Origin of the sequence: Rosenbergiella gaditana (assembly GCF_018494065.1) — a bacterium.
GTDB classification, from domain to species: domain Bacteria; phylum Pseudomonadota; class Gammaproteobacteria; order Enterobacterales; family Enterobacteriaceae; genus Rosenbergiella; species Rosenbergiella gaditana.
Genome location: NZ_JABBFR010000013.1, coordinates 19,474 through 33,220, shown reverse-complemented (window position 1 = coordinate 33,220; position 13,747 = coordinate 19,474). Strand labels below are relative to the sequence as shown.

Annotated in this window: 11 protein-coding genes and 1 tRNA gene; 9 read left to right on the top strand and 3 right to left on the bottom strand. The window is 45.7% G+C overall.

Annotation, left to right across the window (positions count from 1 at the left end):
- Positions 1 to 103: 103 nt before the first annotated feature.
- From glyQ to HH682_RS10450, 5 genes are all read left to right on the top strand, one after another.
- Entirely contained in the window at positions 104 to 1,015 is a 912-nt protein-coding gene (gene glyQ, locus HH682_RS10470; RefSeq protein ID WP_214237503.1) for a glycine--tRNA ligase subunit alpha, read from the top strand.
- Positions 1,016 to 1,024: 9 nt separating this feature from the next.
- A complete protein-coding gene (glyS, locus tag HH682_RS10465; RefSeq protein ID WP_214237502.1) occupies positions 1,025 to 3,094 on the top strand; it encodes a glycine--tRNA ligase subunit beta in 2,070 nt (689 codons plus the stop codon).
- 66 nt (positions 3,095 to 3,160) lie between these two features.
- Positions 3,161 to 3,949 (top strand): formate dehydrogenase accessory sulfurtransferase FdhD, encoded by a 789-nt coding sequence (fdhD, locus tag HH682_RS10460; RefSeq protein WP_214237501.1) that lies wholly within the window; start codon positions 3,161 to 3,163, stop codon positions 3,947 to 3,949.
- Between the two features lie 250 nt (positions 3,950 to 4,199).
- Positions 4,200 to 4,817, top strand: a complete 618-nt coding sequence (gene sodA / locus HH682_RS10455) for a superoxide dismutase [Mn] (RefSeq protein ID WP_214237500.1) — start codon at positions 4,200 to 4,202, stop codon at positions 4,815 to 4,817.
- Positions 4,818 to 4,964: 147 nt separating this feature from the next.
- On the top strand, positions 4,965 to 5,906 hold the full coding sequence (locus HH682_RS10450) for a VirK/YbjX family protein (protein ID WP_214237499.1): 942 nt from the start codon (positions 4,965 to 4,967) through the stop codon (positions 5,904 to 5,906).
- 45 nt (positions 5,907 to 5,951) lie between these two features.
- Here the strand turns inward: HH682_RS10450 and HH682_RS10445 are convergent, their stop codons facing one another.
- Together HH682_RS10445 and HH682_RS10440 are read right to left on the bottom strand one after the other, a co-directional pair.
- Entirely contained in the window at positions 5,952 to 6,314 is a 363-nt protein-coding gene (locus HH682_RS10445; protein WP_214237498.1) for a YibL family ribosome-associated protein, read from the bottom strand.
- A 92-nt stretch (positions 6,315 to 6,406) separates the two neighbouring features.
- Complete coding sequence (locus HH682_RS10440; RefSeq protein ID WP_214237497.1) at positions 6,407 to 7,111, bottom strand: DUF3053 domain-containing protein; 705 nt, start codon at positions 7,109 to 7,111, stop codon at positions 6,407 to 6,409.
- A gap of 320 nt (positions 7,112 to 7,431) precedes the next feature.
- Between HH682_RS10440 and eptB the strand changes: the two genes are divergently transcribed.
- The 4 genes from eptB to HH682_RS10420 all read left to right on the top strand — a co-directional run bounded on the left by eptB (position 7,432) and on the right by HH682_RS10420 (position 13,432).
- Complete coding sequence (gene eptB / locus HH682_RS10435) at positions 7,432 to 9,141, top strand: kdo(2)-lipid A phosphoethanolamine 7''-transferase (RefSeq protein ID WP_214237496.1); 1,710 nt, start codon at positions 7,432 to 7,434, stop codon at positions 9,139 to 9,141.
- 87 nt (positions 9,142 to 9,228) lie between these two features.
- Positions 9,229 to 9,305, top strand: a tRNA-Pro gene (locus HH682_RS10430).
- A gap of 465 nt (positions 9,306 to 9,770) precedes the next feature.
- Complete coding sequence (locus tag HH682_RS10425) at positions 9,771 to 11,747, top strand: EAL domain-containing protein (RefSeq protein WP_214237495.1); 1,977 nt, start codon at positions 9,771 to 9,773, stop codon at positions 11,745 to 11,747.
- A gap of 215 nt (positions 11,748 to 11,962) precedes the next feature.
- Positions 11,963 to 13,432 carry a M16 family metallopeptidase gene (locus HH682_RS10420; protein WP_214237494.1) on the top strand — a complete coding sequence of 490 codons (1,470 nt, stop codon included), beginning with the start codon at positions 11,963 to 11,965 and terminating at the stop codon, positions 13,430 to 13,432.
- On the opposite strand, the gene ppiC is transcribed toward HH682_RS10420, so the two are convergent.
- On the bottom strand, positions 13,429 to 13,710 hold the full coding sequence (gene ppiC / locus HH682_RS10415) for a peptidylprolyl isomerase PpiC (RefSeq protein WP_214237493.1): 282 nt from the start codon (positions 13,708 to 13,710) through the stop codon (positions 13,429 to 13,431). The two genes, HH682_RS10420 and ppiC, sit on opposite strands and share 4 nt — an antisense overlap.
- Positions 13,711 to 13,747 lie beyond the last annotated feature (37 nt).

The following is a 13,747-nucleotide window of genomic DNA, read 5'->3' as shown; positions in this document are numbered from 1 at the left end:
TTGAGTTTCGACCGTATTTGCTAAGGATTTGCGGCTGCATATCTTACAGTCAGAGGGTATACTAGCCTCCACTTTTTTTAGCGTATCGCGTGCGGAACTCATAATGCAAAAGTTTGATACCAAAACCTTTCAAGGACTGATCCTGACTCTGCAGGATTACTGGGCGAACCAGGGCTGTACTATTATCCAGCCTTTGGATATGGAAGTAGGCGCTGGCACCTCTCATCCAATGACTTGTCTGCGCGCGTTAGGGCCAGAACCTATGGCGTCGGCCTATGTGCAACCTTCTCGTCGCCCAACTGACGGTCGCTATGGTGAAAACCCTAACCGCTTGCAACACTATTACCAATTTCAAGTGGCCATCAAACCTTCACCGGACAACATCCAAGAACTTTACCTTGGATCGTTAACGGCATTAGGTCTCGACCCCACGGTGCATGATATTCGTTTTGTTGAAGATAACTGGGAAAACCCGACACTTGGCGCTTGGGGCTTAGGGTGGGAAATCTGGTTAAACGGAATGGAGGTCACACAGTTTACCTATTTCCAACAAGTGGGTGGACTTGAGTGTAAGCCTGTAACCGGTGAAATTACCTATGGTTTAGAACGACTGGCGATGTATATCCAAGGTGTTGACAGTGTTTACGATCTCGTTTGGAGTGATGGCCCACTGGGTAAAACCACCTATGGGGACGTCTTCCATCAAAACGAGGTGGAGCAATCGACCTATAACTTCGAATATGCCGATGTTGACTTCCTATTCAGCTGCTTTGAGCAACACGAAAAAGAGGCCCAACAACTTCTGGCTTTAGAGACGCCGTTACCTCTCCCTGCGTATGAACGGATCTTGAAAGCGGCACACTGCTTTAACTTGTTAGATGCCCGTAAGGCGATTTCGGTAACAGAGCGTCAACGCTATATTCTGCGTATCCGTACCCTGACAAAAGCGGTTGCAGAAGCATACTACGCTTCTCGTGAAGCCTTAGGCTTCCCAATGTGTAATAAAACGAAATAAGGGACGGGGATGAGCGAAAATACTTTTCTGGTGGAAATTGGAACTGAAGAGTTACCACCTAAAGCGTTGCGCCAATTAGCGCAAGCCTTTGCAGATCAATTAACGCAAGAGATTGACCAAGCAGGACTCTCGCACCAAGCCGTAGAGTGGTATGCGACACCGCGTCGTTTAGCCGTAAAAGTGCTTAAGTTAAGTGAAAAACAAGAAGACCGCATCGTTGAGAAGCGTGGCCCCGCGATCAGTGCGGCCTACGACAGCGAAGGTAAACCGACCAAGGCTGCAGAGGGTTGGGCTCGCGGTAACGGGATCACCGTTGATCAAGCCGAGCGTTTAGCGACCGATAAAGGCGAGTGGTTGGTTTACCGCGCGCAAGTGCCGGGTGAATCTGCTGCAGCGCTATTACCGGATATGGTTGCAAAAGTCTTAGCTAAACTGCCAGTCCCTAAACTGATGCGTTGGGGAGCCAGCAGCGAGCAATTTGTTCGTCCAGTTCATACATTGACCTTACTCTTGGGTGCAGACGTCTTACCGGCGACCATTTTAGGGATTACGTCTGGGCGTACTCTTCGTGGACATCGCTTTATGGGTGAGAGTGCTTTCGATATTGCTCACGCCGATGAGTACCCAGCGATCCTTGCCGAGCGCGGTAAGGTGATGGCAGATTACGACGCGCGTAAAGCGAAGATCGAAACTGACGCTAAAGCGGCTGCACAACAGGTAGGCGGTATCGCGGATCTGAGTGACAGCTTATTGGAAGAAGTGACCTCGCTCGTTGAGTGGCCAATTGTGCTGACGGCGCAATTTGAGCAAAAATTCTTAGCAGTTCCGAAAGAAGCCTTAGTTTATACGATGAAAGGCGACCAGAAGTACTTCCCTGTTTATTCCGAACAGGGTGATCTCTTGTCGCACTTTATTTTTGTGACCAATATTGAGTCTAGCGATCCACAACAAATTATCTCTGGCAACGAGAAGGTCGTGCGTCCACGCTTAGCCGATGCCGAGTTTTTCTTTAATGCTGATCGTAAGCTACGCTTGGAAGATCAACTTCCGCGTCTCGAAACGGTTCTGTTCCAAAAACAACTCGGGACGTTGCGGGATAAAACTGACCGTATACAGACGCTAGCAGGATGGATTGCGGGTCAAATTGGGGCCGATGTTAATCACGCAACGCGTGCGGGATTACTCTCCAAATGTGATTTGATGACCAACATGGTGTGCGAATTCACGGATACGCAAGGCATCATGGGCATGCACTATGCACGTCACGATGGTGAAGCTGAAGATGTGGCAGTAGCCTTAAATGAACAGTATCAGCCGCGCTTTGCCGGGGATGCACTGCCTTCGAGTTTGGTGGCTTGCGCTTTAGCTATCGCGGACAAAATGGATACCTTGGCCGGTATCTTCGGTATTGGTCAACATCCTAAAGGGGATAAAGATCCGTTTGCCCTACGTCGTGCGGCCTTAGGCGTATTACGGATTATTGTCGAGAAGGATCTTGCCTTAGATCTTCAGTCACTGACGGAAGAGGCAGTAAGATTATACGGCGATAAATTGACTAATACTGCGGTAACCGTGGATGTCATTGATTTCATGTTAGGACGCTTTAGAAGCTGGTATCTTGAAGAGGGTCATAGCGTTGATACTATTCAAGCCGTATTAGCGCGTCGTCCAACCCGTCCTGCTGATTTTAATGCGCGGATGAAAGCAGTGTCTCACTTCCGTACGTTGCCTGAAGCGGAAAGCTTGGCTGCAGCGAATAAGCGAGTCTCCAATATCCTCGCTAAATCAGATGTTAAGGTGGATACTGCAGTGCAAGCCTCTTTATTGAAAGAGAATGCTGAAATCAAATTAGCCACCTATGTCAGCGCCTTGAACAGTAAATTACAGCCTTATTTCGAGCAGGGCCGTTATCAAGAAGCACTGATCGAGTTAGCACAATTACGCGAAGCGGTGGATAACTTCTTTGTACAAGTGATGGTGAATGCGGAAGATCAGGCAGTGCGTGTCAATCGTCTCACGCTGCTAGTAAAATTACGTGAGTTGTTCTTACAAGTCGCCGATATTTCACTGCTTCAATAGCCATTAGGCGTACAGTGATAAAGCCCGGAGAGAGTCTTCGGGCTTTTTTTTTAATAGGGTAAAATCATGACAGCGAAAACCTTTCCCATCGTTGAGTGGTCACCAAAGGGAACAAGACATCAAGAGGATTACCTCGCAGAAGAGGTGGCGGTCGCCTTAATGTACAATGGCATCTCCCATGTCGTCATGATGTGTACACCCCACAACTTGGAGGCTTTTGCGATAGGGTTTTCACTGTCGGAGGGGATCATTGAGCGTCCTGAACAGATTTATGGAATCACTCTCTCACCTCATCCGCTCGGGGTAGAGGTGCACATTGAGTTAGCAAGCCGCTGTTTTATGGCATTAAAACAGCGACGGCGGTCGCTAGCAGGGCGGACCGGCTGTGGTCTTTGTGGTACAGAACAGCTAGCGATGTTAGCTCATCCTCGGCAGCCCTTACCTTTTACACAACGGTTTTCCTTATCCCACCTCAGTTCGGCATTCGAACAATTAAAACATTTGCAACCTATTGGCCAGCAGACAGCGTGCACGCATATTGCGGCATGGGTTGGTTGCCACGGAAATGTCTGTGCAGGGTATGAAGATATTGGTCGGCACGTTGCGTTGGATAAATTACTTGGGGCACGAGCCAACGCCGACTGGGGAGAAGAGGGGTGTGTACTGATCTCCAGTCGAGCAAGTTATGAAATGGTACAAAAGGCCATCAGCTGTGGGGTTGAAATCCTCTGTGCGGCGTCAGCAGCGACCCAACGTGCGGTAGATATCGCTCAAGAGTACGGCTTAACGTTAGTGGGTTTTAGTCGCGGAACGCGTGCGGTCATTTATACTCATGCTCAGAGAGTAATCAGTTAGTTTAGGTATTATCGGCGATAAGCTTAGTCAAAAAACAGGATTATAGAGGTATGAGGTGACAATTTGCGGTGAAATGGTTCAATTGTCGGCCAATATAATGGAAGTATGTGATGAATCATAAAAACCTTACCTTTAATAAGGCATTGTTTCTTCTTTTCCAGATCAATTATTTAACTATAATGAGAGAACAGTCTGAACAGTATCACTTTATTGACGCTGTATGATAAACACTTAATTGGAGAGGTTGAACATGAGTTATTCACTGCCATCCCTACCGTATGCTTATGATGCGTTAGAACCACATTTCGATAAAGAAACGATGGAAATTCATCATACTAAACATCACCAGACTTATGTAAACAATGCTAATGCTGCCCTTGAGGGGACGCCATTTGCTGATCTGCCTGTTGAAGAGCTGATCACTCAATTAGATCAAGTTCCTGCTGATAAGAAAGTGTTTTTACGTAACAACGCAGGGGGTCATGCCAACCATAGCTTCTTCTGGAAAGGCTTGAAAACAGGTACCACTCTGCAAGGTGAATTAAAAGCAGCTATCGAAAAAGACTTCGGTAGTGTTGAAAAATTCCAAGAGGAATTCGAAAAAGCGGCGGCAACTCGCTTCGGTTCAGGTTGGGCGTGGCTGGTTAAAAAAGGTGACAAATTAGCCGTCGTCTCAACGGCTAACCAAGATAGCCCATTAATGGGTGAAGAAATCTCTGGCGCATCTGGCTATCCAATTATCGGGCTAGATGTATGGGAACATGCTTACTATTTGAAATATCAAAACAAACGTCCTGACTACATCAAGGCATTCTGGAACGTTGTGAACTGGGACGAAGCTGCAGCACGTTTTGCTAACGCAAAATAAGTGTCGTACACAGTTTAGCCTCATGCAGATTGAGAGATCTGTATGAGGCTTTCTATTTTTAGTATTTATCGCATTTTATTTAGTACAAGTTTATTCAATTAGACATAAAATCGACTCAACACACATCATTTAGCCCTAGAGAGACCTATGTCTACTTCGATCTCTTCGAATAAGCCCCTTACTCATAAGCAATTATTAGTTGATTTGCTGTTGCGTAAATACAAGCCACATCGGGCTTGGAAACGTGGGCGCTTTTATAATAAGTTCATTTTTCGTAGCGCTTGCTCGCCTTTCGTGAGTTACCGTTATTTTTCCTCGTTGGCGCGATTGAAAAATTTACCGCTGATTTTGGAAACCCACGGCATTTTGCCGGCAAAAATTCATCGGCCCTATTTGATTGGTGGTTTGAAAGCTTCGCAACGTGCTGAAAAGATTATTTCGCATTATCAGCGTATTGAGCAACTTGGCCAGAGCGAACTGACAGCATTTTTATCAGGTCAACGGTGTGAAACGCCCCTATTGAGCTGGCTTGGGAAAAATGATGAACCAATCAATATTTATTGCGTGCCGGCAATATTTGACCGTGAGGGTGAACTGACGCTTATGTTTCACTTCCGCGAAGAAGCCATTACCAGTCTCAGTTTCTCCTTAGCCGATTACCAACGAAAACCGAGTATTATCATTGCCGGTCTACAAGGACCAGGTCGCCATCTTGACCAGAATATTATTCGTGATGCGACGAAAGCCTGTGAAGGCATTTTTCCAAAGCGTTTGTTAATTGAAGCGATAATGTTGATTGCCAAGGCCTGTAATCTTACGCAGATCTGTGCAGTGGGAGATGATTCTCATATCTTCGTCAAAGAGTTACGTTACCGCTTTAGTAAGCGCGAGCTGATTCATGCGCGTTATAACGAATTTTGGACGACCTTGGGTGGGGAAGAGCAGTCTACTAAACTTTTCTTATTACCGTTGACTCAGCCAAGAAAAAGTATTGAGGATATTGCCAGTAAGAAGCGTGCAGAGTACCGTCGACGTTATCAATTATTGGACGATTTACAGCAGCAAATAGATCAAAAAGGCGCACAATAAATAATGAGGAGAAGTCGGTTATCGACCTTCTCCTCGCGTAATGACTTAAAACTTCTCGCGTGCAAAGCCTGTAACGGCTTCTAAGCCCATTTCACGGCCCAGTGCAGTCATTGGGTGAACAACGATAATACCACGAACACGCTTCTTTAATGCTCCCATGTCCGCTTGCTCTTTCTTAGTGATTGCTCGCTGAAAACCGAGTTTCTGTAGTTTCTGCGCTTCTTTACTCAAACTTGCGGTATGAGCTTCACGTAAACGTTGAAGTTCTTCTTCAATCGTTAATTTTTCTTTCATTAACTCGCCTAACTTCTCCACATTACCGCTTTCTAACAGCGGTTGTGATTTGTGGTTAATGCTATCGAGTTGGTCGCTGAGACGTTTAATTTCAGCCTTGATGGTGTCTTTCATAATGGGCTCCTTTCTGCGTTGAGATAGGATACACGAAAAATGAGGCAGGAGCAGCGTAGGTGGAGCAGAATCCACCTACGGCGAAAGCTTTATTACTGCAGTAAACCTTTTGCTTGGGTCAGAGAATTAACATGGCTGCTAATATTACCGACTAAAGTGTTGTATTGATTTACTTGATCCTGCGTTGGGAATTGGACAGCATTATTATTGAAGCTGAGATGAGAATCTTGTGCTTGTAAAAAGTCAGCAGTGTCCAGTACCGCCTGCGCTAACGCTTGCAGTTCAGGTAAAATAGGCTGCAAGTTATCTGCTGGGGTAGTAACCGTCTTCTTGTAAGCCTCTTCGTACACTTTCTGTAGATCTTCCGGCAGTTTTAAAGAACTTTTGCTGCTATCCGCTAAATTGCGTGCATTTTGTACTTGTTGAGAGACTACATTGAGTGCACCACCTGCCTGACGTAATGCATCACGTTGGGCTAAATAATCCTGTGGGGTGTGAATAGCTGAAAGTTGATCAGTCACAGGACGGATACCATCGTTCAGCGCGCGGGTAAGCTGTTGTGAAAAACCATAGAGAATTGCGTAGTCGCCCACGTAGTTACCGAACGATTTCTTTTGGTTCTCGCTCAGTGCAGGTAATTGAGTTCCGCTACGCATTACCGTATTTTGCAAGAAGTCACCAAATGCCTTACGTTGGTTCGCATCTTTATCGCCACACGCAGTGAGTTGACACATCACCATCAGTAACGCAATTAACCCACCTACTTTTTTCATCATTTGTGAAAGTCCTGATGCCATTGATTACAACTCCTGAATTAAACCGGTTTGCAGCCTATGAGATATCTCAAGCGCGTGATCAGTAGAATAGAGCAAACAGCGCCTAACGCCAACGGGGCAATATGAAAATTACGCTAAAAATTAATGGTCAGTAGCCAGAGTTCAGTCTGGCGGAGAACCTGATATTTTGGTCAGGATGTGAAAAATGACCTGTGCATAATTTTAAAATGGGCTTTTTTTCTTATTTTTTTGTGCTTTTTTCTTTTTTTTCGAACTCATTTTTATTCTAATACTCTCAGTCTTGTCCTGATAGAGGACATATTTTTTACAAGTTGGGTGTAATGATAAAAGTTCGTACGTTGAGTCAAGCTCAAGTATCTCTCTTTCTCGCGATGTACGTGGGGTGGTTTTTAAACAGTGTAATACTTTACCGACATATAAAAGTGGCGTTTCAACAACCGACGTTACTGACTTGGAGTTCGGTTATAGCCGAAGTGCTGGCGACTTTTTTTGCTACTTTTTTAGTTTTACGCTTAACGTCTTTGGGGGGGAGATGGTGTGCCAAAATTCTCTCTTCCGTAATAGTGCTGGTCTCCGTTGCCAGTGCTTATTACATGTTTATGTACAATATCATTATTGGCTATGGGATTATCGCTTCGGTACTCACGACCACAGATACGGACTTAACCACCGAAGTGGTGGGAATATGGTTTTATCTATGGCTAATCGTCTTAGGTGTACCGCCGCTCTTTTTGATCTGGATAAACGAGTGCCGTGCGAGTTTAGTGGTGCAATCGCGACAGGTTAAGTCAGCGGCAGTGAGCTGGGGAATCTTATGCTTAGCGTTGGCTCTAGCGTGGCTGCCAATTCGTACCCTTGATAAAGCCTATAAAGTACAAGAACATCAAACAAACCGCGATTTGCCAAGTTATGGCGGAACCGTCGCACATACCTATTTGCCCGCTAACTGGTTATCTTCATTAGGTATTTTCGCTTGGTCACGCTTAAATGAAGATGTCTTTTCTGAAGACCTCATCGATCCTGCAGCACGTTTTCACTATACGGCACCAAAAAGTCTCGACGATACCTATGTTGTTTTTGTGATTGGCGAAACAACGCGCTGGGATCATATGGGGATCTTTGGTTATGGTCGTGATACTACCCCAAATTTAGCAAAAGAGAGTAATTTAGCGGCTTTCAGAGGGCAGTCCTGTGATACGGCGACGAAATTATCGTTACGTTGTATGTTTGTGCGTGAAGGCGGTGCCGCAAATGATCCGGGTCGTACCCTTAAAGAAGAGAACGTGTTCTCAGTATTACGTGAACTCGGGTTTACCTCAGAGCTTTATGCGATGCAGGGAGAGGTATGGTTTTATAGTAAGACCGATGCAAACAATATCGAATTTCGCGAACAGATCGGTTCCGAACCTGAAAATCGAGGGAAAACGGTTGATGATATGTTGTTGGTTCCTAAGGTCGCGCAATCATTGAGTAATTTTCCAAAAGGAAAGCATCTGATAATTTTACATACCAAGGGTTCACACTACTTGTATTCGCAGCGTTATCCAAGAAGTTTTGCTAAGTACACGCCAGAGTGTATTGGCAGTAACAATTTCTGTTCCAAAGAACAATTGATAAACGCTTATGATAACTCTGTGAGATATGTCGACCATACTTTGGAGGCAATTTATGATCAGCTGCGTGATAAGAAGGCGATTGTATTTTATGTGGCTGATCATGGTGAATCGATCAGTGACAACATGCATTTCCATGGAACACCGCGTGAAATGGCCCCTCCTGAGCAATTCCGCGTGCCGATGATTGTCTGGGCCTCTACTCCTTACCTGGAGGATAGCGATAACAAACAGCGTTTTAGCCTATTACAACAGCAAGCAAGAGCAGGTGTGATGCATAAACATACTGAGATTTTTGATTCATTAATGGGCTGCTTAGGATATCGTTCAGATAACGGCGGTATCAACGCAAAAAATAACTGGTGTGACCGGGCAACGGCTGAAGCGGCGATTAAGGCTGCCACGGCGCAACATTAGACCCTGCTGTGTTTTTAGGCACTCGCAACCGAGATCGTTAAAAAGCGGTTGACGCTAGGCGGGGAGCGCAGTAATATGCGCCCCCATCGGCGAGTAGCGCAGCTTGGTAGCGCAACTGGTTTGGGACCAGTGGGTCGGAGGTTCGAATCCTCTCTCGCCGACCAAATTTAAGAAACCTGAACACTATGTTCAGGTTTTTTTTGCGCGAAATGCTTAGCTTGGCGCAAATAGCGGCACTTCACATCGATATCCTTCCTACCTAAAATAAACGCAGTATTGATATAGATATTTATCGATGATGGCAGAATAAATCCTAGTCCAGATAGTATTCCATGAGTTCGTGTTACGCGGCTCTGATAGCCTGCCCACAGTACTTGAATGAAAAAATTCCTCATTTATCTGAGTAGTAGGGCTTTGTTTAAGCACGCCGGAGTCAATGCACCCTAAAGTTTATATTCTGCTAGAAAGACGACACAGGTGTAAAAGGACCCGTAAGCTTGAATTTTAAAATTCAAAAAAACTTAATCAAAATAACTAGATTGATGGATAATTGCTGACAATTAAGGTAAAAGGCTGGGATATACTCAATATCGAAAAATTTTTTGTAATTTGAGAAGGATGGCTATCTATTGCGCGTGCATCGCTCACTGACAATCAAACAAATGGCAACAGTTTCCTCTGTTGTCATTGTGGTTGTCTGTATTTTTACCATTATTCAGTTATTCCATTTTGTTGGGCAGCGTCGTATTGAATATGCACAACAAATGGAAAATATTGCACATACCATTCGTCAACCCCTGTCGGATGCAGTACTGCGTGGAAATATTGAAGACGCACAGCGCTTATTAAACTCCCTAAAACCGGCTGGTGTCTTGGGTAAGGCAGAAATTACACTGCCTGATGGATTTCAGGCGCTACAAGTCGATTTTACCGATTACGATACCGTTCCAGCCGTGATCACTCGTCTCTTTAATCTCCCGGTGATTATTTCATTACCGCTTTATTCGCCAGAACATACAGGAATGCCTAAGCCCCTGGCATCGTTGGTGTTAGAAGCTGACTCGACGCGTGTCTATCAGTTTATCCGTTCAACGATCGGAACAATGGTTGTCACTTATCTGCTGTTAGCGTTAGTGCTCTCAATATCAATCAGTTGGTTTATTAACCGTTTAGTGGTCTATCCGTTACGTCATGTGGCTCGTTCTCTACAAAGCCTGCCGTATTGTGGGTCTGAAGTAGAAGTCCCCCTGCCAGCGGGGCATCGCGGTGATGAAATTGGCGTGTTAGTAAGGGGAATTAATCATCGACAGCGAATGAGCGGGACTATCTATGAGCAGCTTGAGCAGGCGACCACCCATGATGTGCTGACGAAACTGCCGACCCAAGCGTTGCTGTTGGGCATAATGGAGCAACATATGGGCTCGCAATCTAGCCATGTGGCATTAATGGCCGTTAGGGTTGCGCCATTAGACAGTCTTCTCGGTTCTGAAAACCAACGTGAAGTAAAACGACTGTTCGCAAAAAAAATCCGCCAACTGGTCAACGACGATATTTTGGTTGGGCAATTAGCGGATAATCAGTTCATTCTCTTTTTTAAATATGCCCCAGCGCCTTTAGCCTTAATCGGCCACGCCGAAGCCTATATTGAAGCGCTTATTGAACCTTTTCATGTAGAGAATCTGTATTTACAGGCACAAGCGCACATCGGTATTGCCTACACCACTCCTGATGAGATGAGCGCGGAGTCATTACTTGAGTCCGGGGTCGCCGCAATGCAAAGTGCAGTGACGAAAGGCGCCAATCAAGCACTCTTTTTTGATCAAGAAATGACGGAAAGGTCACATCGGCGCTTAGTGCAGATTAGAGAGATCTTGAAAGGGATACAGCAGAAGCACTATGCGCTTTTCCTTCAACCACAAATCGATATGAAGACTGGGAAAATCAGTGGTGCCGAAGCATTACTGCGTGTTTGTCGCGATGATGGGCGCTATTCGCTGCCAGAAAACTTTATTACGACAGCCGAAGAAATTGGGGTCATGCCGGAAATCGGGCGCTGGGTCTTTCAAGAAGCCTGTCGTATGCTCGCCAGTTGGCAAGCAAAGGGGATAGACCTACCCCTGAGTGTTAATCTTTCTGCTGCACAATTACGCGATAGTTCAACGGTGGAATTTTTAAAACAGCTTCTCACTGAATACCGCATACAGCCAGGAACCTTAGTCCTTGAGCTTACGGAAACAGCACAAATTACCAACACCGCTTGGGTGATGAAGGTACTGCGTCCTATTGAGCAAGCGGGCGTATCGATGGTGCTCGACGATTTTGGGATGGGTTACTCTAATCTCCATTATCTCCATCAGTTCCGTTCATTGCCGGTTCGCAGGATTAAACTGGATCGTAGCTTTGTCTCTGAACTTCCGGTTGACGATAAAATGGTACGGGTGATTGCGGCGATATCAGACATTATCCATGTTGACGTGGTCGCAGAGGGGGTTGAAACAGAAGTACAACGCGATTGGCTGCTTGAGCGTGGCATTCGTATTGCCCAAGGATACCTCTACTCACCAGCACTTCCTGAAGCAGAGTTTACTGAGCGTTGGCTATCCTAAAGCGTCGTACAATGGAATAGGCGTTTTTTTACCCGCTTTTGAGGTTTTTTCGTTAAAAAATGTTTATTGAGAAGCCAGAGACTTGCCCTTGTGGCTGAGAATAGGATAATGGCGAAAGACACACAACATTTTTTATTCGCCGTTGAATATTTGGCGTTTCATGTGGTCTTAAGGTTTAACTATTCCTATTTTTACTACTAATCTCAGAGGTCTTCATGCCGGGCATTAAATCACTGCTTTGGGTTGGCGGAGTGCTATTTTCAGTATTCAGCCTAACGGTCAAAGCAGAACCTTTATATCCTGATCCGGCTTGGCAACAAGGTCAGTTGAGTAATGGTTTTGGTTGGCAAGTGCTGACTACCCCTCAGCGTCCTTCAGATCGTGTTGAATTACGGCTCGTCGTTAATACAGGTTCGTTGAGTGAAAGCTCTTCACAAAAAGGCTTTAGCCATCTTATCGCTCGCCTAGCGATGGTACATAACCTTGCTTTGACGCCTGAACAGCAACGCACGCTTTGGCATGCCGATATGTCGAAGTCCGGTGTTTTACCCCCAGTCATTACTTCTTATCATTACACGCAGTACAATTTAAGCCTACCAATCAATCGACCTGAACTGATCAAGTCAGCACTCGAGTGGTTGGCGGCAACGGCGGGTACGATGCAAGTCACGCCATCTACCGTTGCGACAGCATTGAACGCCACTGACCCGACGGCAACTTGGCCGGATAACACGCAGGACCCGTTATGGCGTTACCGTTTGCAGAATTCAGCGCTATTGAGCCATGATCCGAGTGAACAACCTAGCGCGATAACCAATACGCAGCCCCTAGCTCAGTACTATGATCAGTGGTACACACCAGATGCGATGACACTTTATGTTGTCGGCAACGTTGAAAACCGAGCGATCATCGAGCAGATTACTAAAACCTTCAGTGTACTGAAAGGTAAACGTAAACTACCGACCCCTGTCCCGGTGCTGTCGCCCCTTTCAGCGCAACCTACTCATTTGGTGGATAATACTCTTCATACACCGCGCTTGGTGATGAATTGGGATGCGATGTGGTTGCCTATTCAAGACTCACAAACTCTTGAGCATTATTGGTTATCAGATTTAACCCGTGAAGCCCTATATTGGCACCTACAAGCGGGTACGGAGTCGAAACAGGCAGGGCTCCCCGTGGATTTACAATGCCAAGTTCTATTTTCTCGCGCGCAATGTGGCTTGAAAATTGATGCCGAAGGCGATGCATTAACTCAACAGCTTGCAACTGTCGGACACGAGATCGCTCGATTACGTGATCAAGGATTAACACAAAGTGAATTTGACCAATTGCTTACCAAAAAAACGACTGAACTAGGGGGGTTATTTGCCACCTATGCACGTACTCCTACAGACGTTTTAATGATGCAACGGTTGCGTTCTCAGCAAAATGGAATGGTCGATATCGCTCCTGAGCAGTATCAGAAGCTGCGCCAAGAATTTTTGGCTAATTTGACCCTTGAGGCGGTAAACCACGAATTGCATCAGCAGCTATCTCAACCGGCAAGTTTAGTGTTACTGCACCCGGAGACGACACCAGGACCTACCGTTGAGCAACTACAAGCCGAATATAATGATTTGATTGCCGAGGGTAAGGAAAGCGTTGGCGATATGGCCACTACCACCTCGTCTGCGAGTCATTAATTACGCCATAATACCTTGATAATATGGTAGCCAAAGGCAGTTTTTATCGGTCCGTACGGTGTTAACAACGGACAGGTAAAAGCCGCCTTATCAAAGGCCGGAACCATCTGTCCTCGCCGAAACTCGCCAAGATCGCCACCCTGTTTACCGGAAGGACAGGTCGAATACTTTTTCGCCAGCGTTTGAAAATGAGCGCCTTGTTTTAAGTCGACTAATAATTTTTCGGCTTGTGCCTTCTGTTTCACTAAGATGTGCAACGCGGCTGCGGTTTTCGCCATAATATTTTTTCCTAAGCGTCGTAAGTGTATACTTGCT